Origin of the sequence: Micromonospora sp. NPDC047738 (assembly GCF_040642675.1) — a bacterium.
In the GTDB taxonomy this organism is placed as follows: domain Bacteria; phylum Actinomycetota; class Actinomycetes; order Mycobacteriales; family Micromonosporaceae; genus Micromonospora.
Window position 1 is genome coordinate 79,682 of sequence record NZ_JBEYSO010000026.1, and the last position, 19,668, is coordinate 99,349.

General features: G+C 66.6%; 7 protein-coding genes. All 7 read left to right on the forward strand.

All coding sequences use genetic code 11. The features are described from left to right. Window positions 1-644: 644 nt before the first annotated feature. The 7 genes from ABZ783_RS29555 to ABZ783_RS29585 all read left to right on the forward strand — a co-directional run bounded on the left by ABZ783_RS29555 (window position 645) and on the right by ABZ783_RS29585 (window position 19,502). Window positions 645-3,350, forward strand: coding sequence for an NPCBM/NEW2 domain-containing protein (locus tag ABZ783_RS29555; RefSeq protein WP_357443818.1), 2,706 nt, complete (start codon window positions 645-647; stop codon window positions 3,348-3,350). Window positions 3,351-3,371: 21 nt separating this feature from the next. Next, window positions 3,372-5,396: an NPCBM/NEW2 domain-containing protein gene (locus ABZ783_RS29560; protein ID WP_357443820.1), complete on the forward strand. Its 2,025-nt coding sequence runs from the start codon at window positions 3,372-3,374 to the stop codon at window positions 5,394-5,396. 34 nt (window positions 5,397-5,430) lie between these two features. Then, a complete protein-coding gene (locus ABZ783_RS29565; RefSeq protein WP_357443822.1) occupies window positions 5,431-9,105 on the forward strand; it encodes a glycoside hydrolase N-terminal domain-containing protein in 3,675 nt (1,224 codons plus the stop codon). Between the two features lie 868 nt (window positions 9,106-9,973). After that, on the forward strand, window positions 9,974-10,372 hold the full coding sequence (locus ABZ783_RS29570; protein WP_357443848.1) for a glycoside hydrolase family 95-like protein: 399 nt from the start codon (window positions 9,974-9,976) through the stop codon (window positions 10,370-10,372). 20 nt (window positions 10,373-10,392) lie between these two features. Further along, entirely contained in the window at window positions 10,393-12,630 is a 2,238-nt protein-coding gene (locus tag ABZ783_RS29575; RefSeq protein ID WP_357443824.1) for an alpha-L-fucosidase, read from the forward strand. A 193-nt stretch (window positions 12,631-12,823) separates the two neighbouring features. Beyond that, a complete protein-coding gene (locus ABZ783_RS29580; protein ID WP_357443826.1) occupies window positions 12,824-16,012 on the forward strand; it encodes a glycoside hydrolase N-terminal domain-containing protein in 3,189 nt (1,062 codons plus the stop codon). A gap of 88 nt (window positions 16,013-16,100) precedes the next feature. Next, window positions 16,101-19,502: a glycoside hydrolase N-terminal domain-containing protein gene (locus ABZ783_RS29585; protein WP_357443828.1), complete on the forward strand. Its 3,402-nt coding sequence runs from the start codon at window positions 16,101-16,103 to the stop codon at window positions 19,500-19,502. Window positions 19,503-19,668 lie beyond the last annotated feature (166 nt).

Sequence of the window (19,668 nt, forward strand, 5' to 3'; positions counted from 1 at the left end):
ATCGGCATCTACAAACCTCTCGGTCGTCGAGCTCGGGCGCCGGTCAGTCGGCACGCCGCAGCCTCCACGGCAGCGCCCGCAGCACGGCGTGGCGGATATCCTGCCGGCCTGCAGGAACTGTTGCTTCCAACTACCGATCGACGTCTCTGACGTCGTGTTCCTACGCGCCGCTTCCGCGATTGTCGTCTCCGCAGACAGGACAGACAGCACGACCGGACCTGGTCCTCCACCGGGAACGTCGGCGGACGGCTCACCGATGCTCCATGAGCCTGCTGGCCCATACATCGGATCTAAACGAATTCGAATACTTGATTCGACCCGTTGCGCCCGTTAGCCTGGGACAACACCTCCGATGTATCCAGAAATCTGCAGAGGAACCAGCTTCCCGCCGAGACGACCACCTGCCGGCGACCACAGCGCCGATGCTCGGCAACAGCGACGGCCTGCCCGAACCGGGGCCGGCCCGCGCCGTGCAAAGGTCGCCGGCCAGCGGCGGGGGTGAGCACCGACCGCCGCTGGCACTTTCCGCTGATAGTTGCGGCCCGGACCGCTGACAACGGCTGCTCCGCCGAGGGCAGCGGGACCGATCGCACCGATTTCGGGTCTGGCAGGAAGCCAGAACCGGAGACGCCTGGAGGATCTCCATGTTCGGTAGGAACCACAGGCACCGTCGGCTGCTGACGAGCGCCAGCACCCTGCTGGTCGTCGGCCTCGCCGCGGTGACCAGCGCTCCGGTGGCCGCCCAGGCAACCGAGGCCGCCGAACTGTCGTCGGTGACGGTGCAGGTCGGAAACGCAAGCCTGCCGCTGGACGGCAGCACGCCCCTACAAATCAGCGGCACCATGAGCGACGGGGCCACCGCCGATCTCGATGAGGCGTACATCTCCGTCAGCAGCAGCAAACCCACCGTCGCCGCGGCCAGCATTGAGGGAGCCTCGGGCAACGTGCAGGCCGGAACAGTGACACCTGGCGAGACCACCCTGACCGCCACGGTCACCCTCCGCGGAACCACCGCCACCGGCCACCTCGACGTGACCGTGCTGCCGGAGCCGGCCCGGCCGTTCCGGCACGACTACCACCAGACCCTGACCATGAAGATGTTCATGGCCGACAACAAGGGTCGGGTGTCCCTGACCTTCGAACAGGCGCTCGAGGTCATCAGGAAGGTCGACAACCTGACCCGCGGCATCCCAAAGATCTATTACCTCGTCGGCTGGCAGTACGACGGGCACGACACCGGCTACCCCGCCTGGGACGTGGTCAACCCGAAGCTCAAGCGCCCCCAGGACGAGACGGCGCTGGAAAGCCTGCGCTGGTTGATCCAGGAGGCACGACAGTACAACACCACGGTCAGCTTCCACATCAACATGCTCGACGCCAGCGCCGCCAGTCCGCTCTGGGACACCTACCGAAAGGCTGACGTGATCGCCCGCAACAAGGACGGGTCGCTGCGCGAGTACGTCTGGGGCCACCCGATCAGCTACACGCTGGAATGGGAAGCCGGGCTGACGCAGAAACGGATCGACAAGCTGTTCGAGATGGTCGACATGACCGAAATCGGCACCGTCCACGTCGACGCCTTCCACCAGTACATCCCCGGCTACGGCACGGAGCCGATCAGCCCGTACCACGGCATCACGACCGACCAGGAGGTCGCGACCCAGAAGAAGATCATGCGCTACTGGCGGGACCGCGGGGTCGACGTGACGTCGGAGTTCGCCTACAGCTACCGCAAGGATCCGCTGCTCGGCCTGCAACCCATGTCGTGGCACTTCCGGGGCGTCGACCAGATGAAGATCCCCCCAACCCTGCACATCGGCGGCGCGGGCGGGGACGCCAGATTCGGCACCAGCATGCAAGGTGAGTCGATCATCAAGCGTGACCCGGCGAAACTAGGCGGGTTCCTGGACGAGTTCGCCAGGACCACGCTCGTCTGGTACTACCTGAATCGGCTGGACCGGCTGTCCGACACCGGCGGCGTGGTCACCTTCTCCGACGACGTGACCAGCCGCTACGTCGACGGCCGTCTCCGGATCACCCGTGGCGACCTGGTGCTGCGCGACGGCGACGACGTCTTCACGCCGGCCCTGTGGAACAACCGGCACCGGGAAATTGTCGCCTACTCGGCCGACGGGTACCACGCCCGGACGTGGCGGCTGCCCGCGGACTGGCACGGCGTGGGCGCGGTGGACGTCTACCGGATCGGGCTCGACGGCCTCACCCGGATCCAACGCCAAGCGAAGGTCACCGACGGTCGGATCACCCTCAGCCTGCCCGCGGGTACCGCCGTCAGCATCGTGCCCGCCCACACCGACGTCGGCGAGGCCGACACCAGCGGCCCGCACGCCTTCGCCGCCCGGGCGCCGAAGGACAACGACGTATCGGTACCGCCGGCGCACGTGCGTTTCCAGTGGACGCCGTCGTACCAGGCGGACCGTTACCGGCTGATCGTGGCCGAGGACGAGCGGTTCCAGTCGGTGGTGGTTTACCAGACGACAACGGACACCGCGCTGGTGGTGCCCCGGCTGGAGCCGGGGACCGTCTACCACTGGAAGGTCGACGCCACCACCACGGCCACCGGTGGCAGCATCACGGTTGACGGGGCGCCGTTGACCTTCCGTACCGCCGTCACCGAACCGCCCGCCCAGCCGGCCGGTGTCACCGCCTACCGGATGTCGGACGATTCCGTCTTCGTCGCCTGGCACGCCGTGCCGGGCGCCGCGACCTACGCCGTGCAGCGCCGCGCCGCCGGCTCCGCCTTCACCACGATCGCCGACGGCGTCACCGGCAGCAGCTACCTGGACCCCACCGCGTCACGCAGCAACGGGCCGTTCGAATACCGGGTGGTGGGGGTCAACGCCCTCGGCGCCGGCGAGCCGAGCGCGGCGGCCGTCGAAGCGGCGGTCGACCTGTCGTCAGCGGTGTACCTCAGCGACCTGAACTGGGAGTCGGCCAGCGTCGGCTGGGGCACGATCGGCCGAGACAAGGCCATCTCCGGCGGGAACATCCGGCTCGGCGGCACCCGGTACGACAAGGGTCTGGGCGTTCACGCCACGTCGGCGGTCGTCTACCGGCTGGGTGCGAGCGACCGGCTCTTCAGGGCGGTGATCGGCGTTGACGACGCCAAGCGCGGCTCGCCGGCCACCGTGGTGTTCCGCGTCTACGGCGACGGGGAGTTGCTGTACGACAGCGACGTCATGCGCGGCGAGCCGTACTCGACGCCGCAGCAGGTCCTTGTCGACGTGTCGGGGCACGACACGCTCCGGCTGGAGGTTTCCGACGCCGGTGACGGCATCAACAGCGACCACGCGGACTGGGCCAACGCCCAGCTCCTGTCGTTCACGTCCTAGCTCGAACCCAGGGAGGCCACCATGAGGAAAGTGACCCGTGGCGCGGCGCGCCCCGCCGTCACTGCCGTACTGCTGGGTGGACTGGTGACCGCGCTGCTGGCGACGCCGGTGCCCGCTGGCGCCGTCCGCGCCGCCGGCGCCGCCCACTGGCAGGCCCGTGCCGAGGCCGCGTTCCAGAAGCTCCCGCTGCTCCCGACCCCGCCCATGGGGTGGAACAGCTGGAACAAGTTCCATTGCAACATCACCGAGGGCCTGATCCGGCAGACCGCGGACGCCATGGTCGGCTCCGGCATGAGGGCGGCGGGGTACGAGTACGTCAACATCGACGACTGTTGGATGGCGCCGGAGCGTGACGAGAACGGCTACCTGCAGTCGGACCCACAGCGGTTCCCCGGCGGCATCAAGGCGCTGGCCGACTACGTGCACGAGCGCGGGCTGAAGCTGGGTATCTACTCGTCGGCGGGGACGAAGACCTGCCAGGGGCGGCCGGCGAGCCTCGGTTACGAGGACAAGGACGCGCAGCGGTTCGCGGAGTGGGGGGTGGACCTGCTCAAGTACGACAACTGCAACAACCAGGGCGTGCCGGCCATCGAGCGCTACACCGTGATGGCCGAGGCGCTCGCCGCGACCGGCCGCCCGATCGTGTACTCGATCTGCGAGTGGGGCGCCAACCGGCCGGGGGAGTGGGCCGCCGAGCTGGGCCACTACTGGCGGACGACGGGCGACATCAGCGACAACTGGGGCAGTGTCGTGTCCATCCTCGACCAGCAGGTGGGGCTGGAGAAGTACTCCGGCCCGAGCGCCTGGAACGACCCCGACATGCTCGAGGTCGGCAATGGCGGCATGTCGACGACGGAGTATCGCTCACACATGAGCCTGTGGAGCCTGCTCAACGCGCCGTTGATCGCCGGCAACGATCTGCGCAACATGAACGCGACGACACTGGCGTTGCTGGCCGACCCTGACGTCATCGCGGTCAACCAGGACTGGGCGGGCGTCCAGGGGTACAAGACCGCCGACGAGGGTGACCTCGAGGTGTGGGCCAAGCCGCTCTCCGACGGCGGCGCGGCCGTCGTCCTGTTCAACCGCGGCCCTTCGGGCGGACAGGTGTCCACCACCGCCGCGGAGCTCGGGCTGCCCCCGGCACCGGCGTACGCCATGCGCGACGTCTGGTCCGATGCCACGACCGAGACCACCGGCGACGTCCGGGCCTCCATCCCCTCGCACGGCTCCCGGATGTTCGTGATCCGCCAGTCTCGGCCGGCGCAGTACGAACCAGCGACCTTCCTCGACGTCCGCACCGACACCACCGGGTACGTCGACGCAGGCGCGACGTTCACCGCCAGCGTCGACTTCACCAACGACGGCGTCACACCGGCCCAACGCGTCGAGGTCGGGCTGGACGTGCCGGACGGCTGGTCCGCGCGGGCGCAGGACCCGACCCGGTTCGACAGCGTGCCGCGGGGGCGGACCGTCACCGCCAGCTTCACCGTCACCGCCCCGACCGACGCCAGCAACGGCGCCTACCCCTTCACCGCGTCCGCGAGCTTCCGCACAGTCGCCGGCGAGCAGCGCCAGACGCCGGGGTACGGCGGGGTCACCCTCGCCGAGACTCCCCGCGGCGAGCGGTGGATCAGTGACCTTCACCCGCTGACCGCCCACGTCGGCTGGGGTCGCCTCGGGATCGACAAGAGCGTCGACGGCAAACCGATCAAGATCGCCGGCGTGACCTACGCAAAGGGGATCGCCACCCACGCGCCCGCCGAGGTGACCTACTACCTGGGCGCCAACTGCAGCCGCTTCACCGCCGAGGTCGGCATCAACGACGAGACCCGCGGACGGGGATCGGTCACCTTCGGCGTCCTCGGCGACGGTCAGAAGCAACTCGCGGCCACCGAGGTGATCCTCGGCAACCAGCCGGCACAGCACCTCGACGTGGACGTTTCCGGCGTGCACGTGCTGACCCTGACCACCGGCACCGGCCCGGACAACAACAACCACGACCACGCCGACTGGGGTGGCGCCAAGGTCTACTGCGCCGACTGATGGCGGCGTCCCGCCGAACCGAATGGAGGGCACCATGAGCCACGCACCACCCTTGGCCACGTCGCCGCCCGCGCGCCGTCCCGCATCCCGGGTGGCGGCCCTCGCGGCCACGCTGGCGGCCGCGCTGCTCGCTTGTACAGGGCTAGCCCATGCCTCGACCGCTTCAGCCGAAGAGAGCACGAGCTTCCTCACGGGAACCGAATCTAAAGCTCTGAAGCTGTGGTATGACGAACCCGCGGCCGACAGTAACGACGGCTGGGTGGACAGTTCCATCCCCATGGGAAACGGTTACATGGGGGCCAATCTCTTCGGTGGCACCAAAACGGACCGGATCCAGATCACCGAGAACAGCACACAGGACTCGAACAATACCATCGGAGGCCTCAACAGCTTTGGCGAAGTCTATATCGACTTTGATCATAACGAGACTAACAAGTACCGGCGGGAGCTGGCACTAAACGAGGGTGTGTCTCGTGTTCAGTACGAACATGATGGAGTCGAGTACAGCAGGGAGTACTTCACCAGCTATCCCGACAAGGTCATGGTGGTCCGCCTCAGGGCATCCGACGCGGAAAAGCTGTCGTTCACCCTTCGCCCCACCATCCCGTACTTGACTGAATATCGTCAGCAGCCCGGCGACAACCGTGGCAAGAGTGGCACGGTTGTGGCGAAGGATGACACCATTACGCTCTCCGGCGTCATGCAGTACTACAACCTTCAATTTGAAGGGCAGTTCAAAGTCGTTCCTGACGGCGGAACTATGCAGGCGCACAACGATGGAGCCAATGACAACGGCACAATTTCCGTGTCCGGTGCCAATGGCGCCGTCATCCTAATCGCCGTAGGCACAAACTATAGGCTAGACAGCCAAGTGATATCCGCCGAGAACAGGCTGGACAAACTCAAGGGATTTCCGCATCCCCACGCCAAGGTAACCAAGTACCTGGCCGACGCCTCAGCGAAGTCCTATGACGAGCTGCTAGCCGCACACCAGGCGGACTACACCGAACTTTACGACAGGGTCAACTTCGATCTCGGTTCGCAGGTGCCGGCCGCCCCCACTGATGAACTTATCGATGCCTATCGCAATGGTGACTCGAACCCATACCTTGAAGAACTCGCATTCCAGTTCGGGCGCTACCTGTTGATCTGTTCCTCGAGGGCAGGCACGCTGCCGCCCAATCTCCAAGGAATTTGGAACGCATATCAGGATCCGCCGTGGAGGTCAGGCTACTGGCACAACGTCAACCTCCAGATGAACTACTGGCCGGCCTTCTCCACCAACATGCCCGAGCTGTTTGAATCCTACATCGGCTACTACAACACGTACCTGCCGCGGCAGAAGAAGTACGCCACCCAATATATCGAGCGGTACAACCCTTCTCAGCTCGACCCCGGCGGAGACAACGGATGGTCCATGGGTAACTCGACGTGGCCATACAACGGCTCCGGAAAGTCGTCTCATTCTGGCTTTGGCACTGGGGCATGGACCGCGATGCTGTTCTGGGACTACTACGACTACACTCGCGATAAGAAACTTCTCGAGGACGTCGTTTACCCTGCCATGTACGGCCAGGCGAACTTCCTGTCCCGGTTCGTGCGAGCCCACGATGGCTATCTACTGGCAGATCCATCGGCCTCTCCCGAGAACGCGGACAGCCTGCAGTCGATTGGCACCACCTTCGATCAGCAGATGATTTACGAGAACCATCGCAATACTCTGATGGCTGCAGAGGTACTCGGTCGTTCTGATAATGTCCTTGACAAGTTGAGGGGCCAGCTACCTCTCCTCGACCCCATAAAGATTGGTAAGTCCGGACAGATCAAGGAGTACCGCGAGGAGGAATACTACGGTGACATCGGTGATCCCGCTCACCGCCACATCTCCCATCTTCTTGGTCTCTATCCTGGGCAGTTGATCAATGCCTCGACTCCTGCATGGCGAGACGCCGCCAAGGTATCACTGACCAAGCGCGGCAGGGTCGGCGGCACAGGCTGGGCCCAAGCGGAAAGAATTGGCACGTGGGCACGAGCTGGAAACGGAGATGAGGCGTACTACTTCTACAACTATCTCATCAAGAAACACCTGATGCACAACTTGTTCAACAACCATCGAGACTCCTACACAAACAAGCTGTTTCAGGTTGATGGAAACTTCGGTGCCACCGCAGGTGTAAGCGAAATGCTCCTGCAGAGCAACGACTATGTCGTGGCGCCGTTGCCCGCTTTGCCGAAAGCGTGGGCAGACGGCAGTTACCGCGGAATGCTCGCACGTGGCAACTTTGAGGTCTCAGCACGCTGGTCCGGCGGTCAGGCCGATCAGTTCGACATCCTCTCCAAGGCGGGCGGCCCCTTGACTTTGCGGTACGCCAACATCAAGGACGCGGTTGTCAAGACGTCCGACGGCCAGGACGTGAGTTTCGTCGCGAAAGGTCGAGATCAAATCAGGCTCGAGACCGCCAAGGGGCAAACTTACGTCATCACCTCCATTCCGGCCGAGAAGCCTATCTCGGCACCTTCTGATCTGAAGGTGGACCTCGATCTAAAGGACATGGTCAAGCTTTCGTGGAAGGGCAGCGACGATGCGGCGACGTACAACGTCTTTCGCGCCGTCGGAAGCGCGCCGGAGTACGAGCTGGTTGCGTCTGATGTTAAGAAGACCAGTTTCGTCTACGAATCGGCCGACCTTGAGAAGATTGACCAAGCTACTTTCCGGGTCACCGCAGTAGCAGCAGACGGGCGCGAAAGCGACGGAGCGACCACGGTAAGGCTACTGCCGGACCAACCCAACATGCGTGCGCTGCGCATCGATGGCGACGTGATTCCGGTGGATTCCGGAGATGGCGAGAAAGACGGTCTTTCTGCCGCCGAGGGTTCGTACACCGTGGGGATCACCTGGCGATCGGGCTTGCTCACAGAGATTCGTCTTGCCCCGAGCACGGACGGGGTGGCCACGCTGCGGAACGAGATGTTCAGCGCGCCCGTGAGGGTCTACCGCGCAGACGGGCGGCCGGCGGATCACCGTATCGACGGGGACACGCTGACGCTGCCCACCCGGGCCGGCCAGGAGTATCGGATCGTGGCCCAGGCGGTGGTGACGGTCGATGAGCCCGCGGCAACGCAACTCCCGAACTCATCCGTTCCGATGTCGGTCACACTTCGCGCCGAGGACCAGCTGACCATGCCAGCGACGCGGGTGCGACTGGAGGTCCCGGCCGACTGGAGGACTGACCCGGAGTCGGTCGGCCTCAAGCCGATCCGCCCCGGTGGTTCGGCGGCTGCCAAATTCACCGTCAATATCCCGGCGGGGACCCCCGACGGCCGGTACGAGTTGACCGCTGTGGTCGCTTCAGACGAGTGGTCGATTCAGGTGCCGGTCCAGGTCGAGGTGTTCTGGCCCAACCTCGCGCGGGGCAAGCCCGCACGTGCGGCAGGCGATGACCGCCAACCCCGACGCCCTGGTCCGCACCCACCGCAACTGGTGGAACCGGTACTACACCCGCAGCCTGGTATCAGTGCCCGACAAGCATGTGCAGCGCTTCTACTGGAGCCAGCTCTACAAGATGGCCTCGGCCACCCGCGCCGACGCGCCCGTGCTGGCCATCTGGGGGCCGTGGTTCCCGGAGAAGGGAAACAGCTGGACCGCGGTGTGGTGGAACACGAACGTCCAGGCCGCCTATCAGCTGATCAACGGCTCGAATCACCTTGAGCTCGATTCGGTGACCACAACCTTCCGGCGTTTCGAGCACAACCTGGAACTGTCGGTCGAGCCGGAATACCGCGACGGGGAGACCTACGCGCTGTCCCACCCCGGCGATCGGATGCTGCGACCGGGCGGCACGAGGACCGTCGGCATCCCCGGGCAGCAGGTCACCGACCAGACCGGCAACCTGATCTGGGCATTGCACAACGTCTGGCTCAGCTATCGGCACCACCTGGACCAGCAGGTGTTGCGAGACGTGCTCTTCCCGATCCTGCGCAAGGCGGTGAACTTCTACGCCCACTTCCTCGCGGACGGATCCGACGGCCGCCTGCATCTGCCGATGACCCGCTCTCCGGAGTACGCCGACGCGGCCGACTGCACGTACGACCTGTCCCTGATCTGGTGGGGCTGCACCACCCTGATCGACTCCGCGCAGCAGCTACGGATCGCCGATCCGAAACTCGGCCAGTGGCGCGACATTCTCGACAGGCTGGTGCCGTATCACCAAAATGCCGACGGCGTCATGATCGGCGACGGGGTCCCGCTGGCCGAGTCGCACCGGCACTACTCCCACCTACTCTGGCTCTACCCACTGCAGGAGAAGCGGTGGGACCGCCCCGATGACCGGGAGATCATGCGGCGTACGTTCGACCGCTGGCGGAGCATGCAGAACCGCTGGCACGGCTACAGCTATGCGGCCGCCTCGTCGATGGCCTCGGTGATGGATTCACCGGAGGAGGCTCTTGACTTCCTGACCTTCTTCCTCGATGGCAACATCGTCGACAGCACCCAGCTCACCCCGAACACCATGTACCGCGAAGGCAGCAACTTCGCCATCGAGAGCCCTCTGGCCGCCGCCCAGTCGGTGCTTGACATGCTCGTGCAGAGCTCCGGCGGCGTGGTCAAGGTCTTCCCGGCCGTGTCCGGCAGATGGCCGGACGCGTCGATCGCCGGACTCCGCACCCAGGGGGCGTTCCTCCTCGACGCTTCGCGCAGCGACGGCCGTACCGACTGGGTCCGCATCCACAGCGAAGCGGGCCAGCCGCTGCTGCTGCAGCACGGCATCGACGGTGACATCGACGTACGGGACGAACGTGATCGGCCGGTGCCGTGGCGGGCGCAGGGCCGCGCCACGATCTCGCTGCAGCTGCCGGTAGGGGCGAGCGCGGTCATCACTCGACGCGGCAGCAGCCCGGATCTGGCGCCGCGCGACGTCGCCCCGCTCGGCGACGCCCCGGTCTTTGGCCTGCCACAGCCACCAGTGAGTCGCTGACCAAAAGGAGGTGCCTTCCCGTGCGTAAGACCCCCATCTCGATCGCCTTCACTACGCTGGTCACGTTGTCGCTGGCCACGCCGGTGGCGGCGGCGAATCCGTCCGCACCGATCCTGACCACGTCGCAGACCCAGGCCAGCGCCGAGCCGGACTACGAGCCGACGCCGGAATCACTCAACCGGCATCAGGCTCCTCGCTGGTTCGATGACGCGAAGCTCGGCTTCTTCATCCACTGGGGCCCGTACTCGGTGCCGGCCTTCGCGCCGAAGAGCGGTGGTCGGGCGTACGCGGAGTGGTACTGGAGCGAGATGAACAAACAGACCACCCCGACGCACCGCCACCACGCCGACACGTACGGCGAGGATTTCCCGTACGACCGATTCATCGAGCAGTGGAAGCCGGACAAGTTCAAACCGCAGGACTGGTTGGACCTGTTCGTCGAGGGCGGAGCGAAGTACTTCGTACTCGTCTCGAAACACCACGACGGAGTCGCATTGTGGGACACCGCCACCACCGACAGATCCACCGTCGCGCTCGGACCGCACCGTGACCTGGTCCGGGAGTTGTTCGACGCCGCCGAGGACTATCCGCTGAAGAAGGGGCTCTACTACTCGCTGCCCGAGTGGTACCACCCTGCCGGGGGCCGCGAACGGAACGGCCCGATCAACCCGTACACCCGCGAGTCGATCCCGTACACCGGGTACAAGCCGGTCCACAGCTACGTGATGGACCACCAGTATCCGCAGATGCGCGAACTGGTGGACCGCTTCGACCCGGACATCTTCTGGTGCGACCTCAACGGGCCGAACAACAGCAACGAACTGATGGCCTACTACTTCAACCGGGCCAAGAACCGACCGAATCCGAAGGACGTGACCGTCAACAACCGGTGCGGCAACGGGATCTCCGACTTCACCACGCCGGAGTACCGGGTGGAAGCCGACATCAACCCACAGAAGTGGGAGGCGACCCGCGGCCTCGGCAAGTCCTTCGGCTACAACGCCGAGGAAGGCCCGGACGACTACCTCAGCGCCGATGAACTCATCGACAGCTTCGTCGACATCGTCAGCAAGAACGGAAACCTGCTGCTGAACCTCGGACCGAAGGCCGACGGCACGATCCCCGAGGTGCAGGCCGAGCGCGTACGGGCGCTCGGTTCCTGGCTGAAGACCAACGGAGAGGCGATCCACGGCAGCACCTACTGGAACCACGCCGAGGATGCCCGCAGCAACGTCCCGGTGCGCTACACCGTCAAGGACGAAGCCCTCTACGTGACCGCACTGCAGTGGCCGGGCACTGAGTTGACTCTCTCTGACGACCTGCCACTGGCAAACAACAGCACGATCACTCTACTGGGCTCGAACGGGCGGGCGCTGCCCTGGCGAAAGAGCGACGGCGCGGTAACGATCTCCATGCCCGGTGACGGCGCGTCCGCCACGACCAGCACCCACGCGTACACCTTTAAGATCACCACCCCCGAGGTGCGGCAGGTGCTGCGTACGAAGCTGGACGCGCCGAAGAACACCGAACCGGGGCTGCCGTTCACGACGAAGCTGACGGTAACCAACCCGTCGAAGGTGACGGCCCCCGACGGCCGCCTGGCCCTGCAGGTACCGCCGGGCTGGTCGGTGACTCCCGAGCGGACAGTGGTGAAGGAGCTTCCCGCCGGCGCGTCACGCACCGTCGAGTTCCAGGTGCGACCAACGGCGAACACTGAGCCGGACCGCTATACGCTCACCGCAAGCGCCTCCTTCGGCCGGACCACGTACCAGGTCCACAGGTCGCTCCTGGTGGGCTTCGACTACAACCTCGCGCTCGGCAAACCCGCCAGCCAGAAGAGCCTCTACCAGGGCAGCAACGGGAACCCCGAACGCGCAGTGGACGGCAACACCAACGGCGTGTGGAGCGGGGGGTCGGTCACCCACACCGCTCAACCCGAGTCCGAGGCATGGTGGCAGGTCGATCTTCAGCAGAGCTACCAGATCGGCGAGATCGCGTTGTGGAACCGCACCGACTGCTGCTCCACACGGCTGAGCAACTACTACGTCTTCGTCTCCGATACGCCGTTCACCAGCGACTCGGTGGCCGGGACGCTGGCCCAGCCGGGCGTGCGGGCCTTCCATCACCCCGAGACCGCCGCGAGCCCCACTCGCATCCCCGTCGGCATGACCGGCCGCTACGTACGGGTGCAGTTGACCTCGGCCAGCGATCCGTTGTCGCTCGCCGAAGTGGAGGTGTTCGGTCGGCGCCCGAGCTGAGCTGCCGGCCTGGATCGCCCGCGCCGTTCGACCGAACTCGGCCGAACGGCGCGGGCAATCTGCTCGTGGCGCTGCCGCCCCCCAAAGATCAGATCATTCGTCGCTTGTTCCTGTATCCGAACCCTTGCCGATGTCCATCGATGCCGGATAGTGTCCCGAGACACATCGGATGTCTGTGGCTATGGGGGTTGCGATGCGCAAGCGAGCACTAGCCGGCCTGCTGATCACCGTGATGTGCGCGAGCCTTGGCGTCTCGTCTGCGCAAGCCAGTCCGGCGCAGGCACTGTCGCTCGGTGCCGGGGCGAGCGTCGCCGCCGAGGGCAATTCGGAGCTGCGCCTCTGGTATGACCAGCCCACCCCGGACACTGACAACGGCTGGGAGACCCGGTCCCTGCCCATCGGCAACGGCAACATGGGCGCGGCGGTGTTCGGGGGAGTGCGCTCCGAGCGGCTGCAGTTCAATGAGAAGTCGCTGTGGACCGGTGGCCCAGGGGTGAGCGACTACAACTTCGGCAACTGGGCATCGCCGCGCCCGGGGGCACTCGACGGGATCCGGCAGCGAATCTGGGACGAGGGTGCGATCTCCGAGAACGATGTGCTGAAGGCACTCGGCTTGCCGTCGGACTCACCTCGCCACCGCCGATTCGGCGCGTACCAGAGCTTCGGCGACGTGCGGCTGGACTTTCCCCGCGCGTCAACGTCGGTCACCGACTACCGCCGGGATCTCGACATCTCCCGAGCCGTCGCAGGTGTCTCCTACGTCGACAACGGCATCCGGTACACGCGTGAGTACTTCGCGACCTCCCCTGACGGGGTCATCGTGTCGCGGATCAGCGCCGACCGGCCCGGACAGATCGACCTGACCGCGCGGGTGACCGCGCCGACCAATCGCTCGCGCGCGGTGACCGCGAGTGCCGGCCGGATCACCATGACTGGTGCGCTGGACAGCAACGGGCTGCGGTACGAGTCGCAACTGCAGGTGGTCAACCAGGGCGGCAGCCGGACCGACGGATCGGACGGCACGGTGAGCGTCGCCGGCGCGGACAGCGTGCTGTTGATCCTCGCGGCCGGGACCGACTACGCCAACAGCTACCCCACCTACCGCGGCACCGCTCCCCATGAGCGGCTGACCGCCGCCGTCGACAGTGCCGCGGCCAAGGGATACGCCGCACTGCTCGCCGACCACCAGGCGGACTACGCCGCGCTGTTCGACCGGGTCAGCCTTGACCTCGCCGGGAAGCTGCCGGACATTCCGACCGACCAACTGCTCGGCCAGTACGGCCGGGGATCCGTGTCAGCCGACCGGGCGTTGGAGGAGTTGTTCTTCCAGTACGGCCGCTACCTGTTGATCGCCTCGTCGCGGCCCGGGTCGCTGCCGGCAAACCTGCAAGGCGTCTGGAACAACCTCGAAGCCCCGCCGTGGCAGTCCGACTACCACCTCAACATCAACCTGCAGATGAACTACTGGCCGGCCGAGATGACCAACCTGTCGGAGACCGCCGAACCGCTCTTCGACTACATCGACAGCCTGCGGAAGCCCGGTCGCGTCACGGCTCGACAACTCTACGGAGTGGAACAGGGCTGGGTGGCACACCACGCCTCCAACATCTACGGCTGGACCGGGGCCTGGGACCACCCGGCCTACTTCTTCCCCGAGTCTGGCGCGTGGTTCTCGGATCAGCTCTACGACCACTACCGTTTCACCCTCGACGAGCGCTATCTGCGTCAGGTCGCGTACCCGGTGATGAAGGAGACCGCACAGTTCTGGCTGGAGTCGCTGCAGACCGACCCTCGAGACGGGACCCTGGTATCGACGCCGAGCCGCTCGCCCGAACTCGGTCCCGCGACCGCCGGCGCGTCGATGTCCCAGCAGATCCTCTGGCATCTGTTCACCGACCTCCACGAGGCCGCCACGATCACGGGGGACACCGCGTTCGTGGCCAAGGCGGACCAGGTGCTGAAGGACCTCGATCCGGGGCTGCGGATCGGCTCGTGGGGGCAACTGCAGGAGTGGAAGATCGATCGCGACGACCCGAAGGAGACGCATCGGCACGTCTCCCACATGTTCGCGCTGCACCCGGGCCGGCAGATCTCGCCCCGCACCACCCCGGAGCTCGCCGAGGCGGCCAAGGTGTCGCTCAATGCGCGCACCGACGTGGGTACCGGTTGGAGTAAAGCTTGGAAGATCAATTTCTGGGCCCGGCTGCTGGACGGGGATCGGGCTCACAAACTCCTCGCCGACCAGCTCAAGTCGAGCACGCTGCCCAATTTGTGGGACACCCACCCGCCGTTCCAGATCGACGGTAACTTCGGCGCGACCTCGGGGATCACCGAGATGCTGCTGCAGAGCCACCTGGGCACGATCGACGTGCTGCCCGCGCTTCCGAGCACGTGGCGCGATGGCCGGGTGGACGGGCTGCGTGCCCGCGGCGCCTTCACCCTCGGCACCACCTGGCGGTCGGGCATGCCGACCGAGATCCGGCTGACCTCGGACAAGGGCGGCCGTGCCACGCTGCGCAGCGACATGTTCCGGGGCAAGGTGTGGGTTTACAAAGCTGACGGCAAGCCCGCCGACTACCGGGTCGACGGCGACCTGCTGACGCTGCCGACCAGCGCGGGGGAGAGCTACCGCATCGCCGCGCAGGCGACGGTGGCGGTGGCGGCGTCCACGGATGCCCAGCGCCCGGGTGCCGAGTTGCCTGTCGCGGTGACGGTCGCGGCGTCCGACAGGCAGACGGTGCCCGCCACCCAGGCCCGCCTCGAACTGCCCGACGGCTGGTCGGCCACACCCACCTCGGTGCGAAACCGGCCCATTCAGCCGGGCAACTCGGCGACTGCGGTGTTCACGGTGCGGATACCGAAGGCGGCAGCGGACGGCTCGTACCCCATCACCGCGATCGTTACCACCGACGAATGGAAGCTGACCGTGCCGGTACGGGTGACGGTGTCGCGGCCCAACCTGGCTCTGGGCAAGACCGCCACCCAGTCGAGCGTCAGCTCGGGCGGGATCCCGAGCCGGGCGGTGGATGGCAACACCAACGGGGTGTGGAGTGCCGGATCGGTCACCCACACCGCTGCCCAGCGCCAACCGTGGTGGCAGGTCGACCTCGGAGCGGTGCAGCAGATCGACGAGGTGGCGATCTGGAACCGGACGGACTGCTGCGCTGCCCGGCTGACCGACTACTACCTGCTGATTTCCGAGGAGCCGTTCCAGGCGGGATCGCTCGACGAGGCGCTCGCGCAACCCGGGGTGTGGGCCAACCACCATTCCGCGCAGGCAGGCTCACCCACAGTGACCGACGTTGGCCAAAAGGGGCGCTACGTGCGCATCCAACTCGCCGGCGAGAATCCCCTCTCCCTGGCCGAGGTCCAGGTCTTCTAGCCACCGCGCTGAGCTCGGCGCCGCCCCTGCCGAGCTCAGCGCGGACCACAAGTCGCGCACGTCACGCCTGACCAGCAAGGAGGACCGTGTGATTCACCGTGCTGACAACCGGCGGGCTGGCCTGGCCGGCCTGCTCGGCGCCGTCCTCTGCGCCGCGATCGGCCTAGCGGCCGTCCCGGCCAAGGCCGGCACCGCCGCGCTCGCCCCGGCAGCGCCCCAAGCGGCGCCGTCCCACTCCAACGGCATGACCCTCTGGTACGACAAGCCCGCGACCAACTGGGAGTCGCAGTCGCTGCCGATCGGCAACGGCGCCCTCGGCGCGGCCGTCTTCGGTGGTGTAGCCACCGAACAGCTGCAGTTCAACGAAAAGACACTGTGGACCGGAGGACCCGGATCCCAACAGGGCTACAACTACGGCAACTGGACCAGCCCCCGACCCGACGCCCTCGAGGAGGTGCAGCGGCGCATCGAGGCGGAGCAGCGGGTCAGCCCGTCGTGGGTGGCGAGCAAGCTCGGGCAGCCGAAGAGCGGCTTCGGCGCGTACCAGACCTTCGGTGACGTACGCCTGTCGATGATCGACGCACCAACCAGCATCACCGGTTACCGCCGCTACCTCGACATCTCCGACGCCACCGCCGGGGTTACCTACACCGCCGGCGGCGTGCGCTACTCCCGGGAGTACTTCGCGTCCGCGGCGGACAGCGTGCTCGTCGCCCGGATCAGCGCCGACCAGCCCGGCGCGGTTGCCTTCACGACATCCGTGACTGCGCCAACCAACCGCTCGAAGAGCCTGTCCGCCAAGGACGGCCGGATCACCCTCTCGGGCCGGCTCAACGACAACGCGATGCGCTTCGAGTCGCAGCTCCAGGTCGTCAACATCGGCGGCCAGCGGGTGGACAACCCCGACGGCAGCATCACGGTGACCGGTGCCGACTCGGTGACCCTGATGCTGGCGGCGGGCACCGACTATGCCAACGCGTATCCGACATACCGTGGCCCGGATCCGCATGACGCCGTGACCGCGCGGGTGGACACCGCCGCGGCCAAGTCCTTCAGCGCCCTGCGCACGGCCCACGTGACCGACTACCGGGCGTTGTTCGACCGGGTCACGCTCGACGTCGGCCAGCAGATGCCGGCGATCCCGACCGACCAGCTGCTCAACAGCTACCGCGACGGCTCGGCAACCCCGGCCGCTCGCAAGGCCCTGGAGGTGTTGTTCTTCCAGTACGGCCGCTACCTGCTGGTCGCCTCGTCGCGCGGTGGCTCGCTGCCGGCAAACCTGCAGGGCGTCTGGAACAACTCCACCAGCCCACCCTGGTCGGCCGACTACCACGTCAACATCAACCTGCAGATGAACTACTGGCCGGCGGAGACGACGAACCTGGCGGAGACCACCGACCCGCTGTTCGACTACGTCGACGGCATGGTCGCACCGGGCCAGGTCACCGCCCGGGAGATGTTCGGCAACCGTGGCTGGGTGGTGCACAACGAGACCAACCCGTTCGGCTTCACCGGCGTACACGACTGGGCGACCGCGTTCTGGTTCCCGGAGGCAGCGGCCTGGCTGGCCCAGCACTACTACGAGCACTACCTGTTCACTCGGGACGAGGCATTCCTGCGTGACCGCGCGTACCCGGTCATGAAGCAGCTCGCGCAGTTCTGGATGGACGAGCTGGTCGTCGACCCACGCGACGGTAGGCTGGTGGTCAGCCCGAGCTATTCGCCGGAGCAGGGCGACTTCTCCGCCGGCGCCTCGATGTCCCAGCAGATCATCTGGGACCTGCTGACCAACGTATCCGAGGCCGCCGCTGCGCTCGGTGACGAGACGGACTTCCGCGCCGAGGTCGCGCAGACGCTCGATCGGCTCGACCCGGGCACCCGGATCGGCTCGTGGGGGCAGCTCCAGGAGTGGAAGGCGGACTGGGACGACCCGAAGAATGACCACCGACACGTGTCGCACCTGTTCGGGCTGCACCCGGGCCGGCAGATCTCGCCGCTGTCGACTCCGGAATACGCCAAGGCGGCGGCAGTCTCGCTGACCGCGCGTGGTGACGGCGGGACGGGCTGGAGCAAAGCGTGGAAGATCAACTTCTGGGCCCGGCTGCTCGACGGCAACCACTCGCACAAGATGCTCTCCGAGTTGCTGAAGAACAGCGTGCTGACGAACCTGTGGGATACCCACCCGCCGTTCCAGATCGACGGCAACTTCGGTGCCACCGCCGGTGTGGCGGAGATGCTGCTGCAGAGCCAGCACGGCGTGGTCGACGTGCTGCCGGCCGTACCCGACTTCTGGCCGGACGGCTCGGTCACCGGCCTGCGGGCCCGCGGTGACGTGACCGTCGACGCCGACTGGACCGGGGGAGCCGCGACCCGGATCGCGGTCCACGCGGGACAGGCCGGGCCGCTGCGGGTACGCAGCAGCCTCTTCAGCGGGCGCTTCCAGGTCGTTGACGCCACCACGGGTAAAAAGATCGACATCAACCGCGACGGCCAGGAAATCAGCTTCGACGCCGTAGCGGGCCACCGCTATGTCGCCGTATCCCTGGCCATCATGGATGTGCGGGCGCCGGCGAAGGTCGAGGACGGTCAGGCGTTCCCGGCCGACGTGACCGTGTCCGCGCCGGACAAGACCGTACCCGCCGGCGAACTGACGCTGCGGCTACCCGAGGGTTGGACCTACCAGCCGGCCCGGGTGAAGGTCCTGCCGATCCAGGCGGGCGAGTCGCGGACCTACACCTTCCAGGTCACCCCGATCGCTGGCAGCAGGACGAACGAGCCGGTGCGGGCCGTGCTGACCGGCGACGGATGGCAGGCGGCTGCCGTCACCCAGGTCGAGATCGACCTGCCGCCGCCCTGTGCGGTGCCCCCGGCGAACCAGCCGCTCGTCGCCTGGAACCCGACGTCCGGCTCTACCGTCGGCGACACGTCGACCTACCACCGCGACGCGACGGTCCAGGGCACGGCGACCTACGACAGCGCCGGCCCGACCGGCAGCGCGATGGTGTTCGACGGCAACACCTACTGGCGTACGTCGCCCACCTCGCTCGGATTCCTCAAGGAGGCGACGTTCGCCGCCGAGGTGAAGGTGACCACCTCCGGCTCCTACCGGCGGTTGTTCGACTTCCAGCCGTCCGGCAACCCGGGCACGGACGGGGTGCTGATCGACCTGACGCCGAGCAACCAGGTGCGGTTCATCGGGTCCGGCCGCAACGTGACGACGACCGCCACCGTGCCGACCGGGCGTTACCTGAACCTGGTGATCGTGATGGCCCGTACCGGCGCGATCACCGTGTACATCGACGGCGCGGTGGCCGGGTCCGCCCAGGTTCCCCAGGACGGCATCAACGGTTGCGCCACCCGGCAACTGCGCTTCGGCGCCGACCAGAACGGTGGCCAGCGACTGACCGGCGCGGTCGACCGAGCAGCGATCTTCCCCAGAGTCCTGACGGCGGACGAGGTCACCCGCTGGCAGGCGGGGGCCTTCGACTGATGCCCCCGCGGTCAAGGGAAACGGCCTGCGGCCACTGGCCGAGGTGCAAGTCTGCGCGAGGTGAGGAAAATCAATGACGACCCATCCAGAACATAGCTGTGACTCTCCGCTCCAGCCCGCGGCGTCGCGCCGAGCCTTCCTCGCCGGGGTCGGCTCCCTCGGGGCG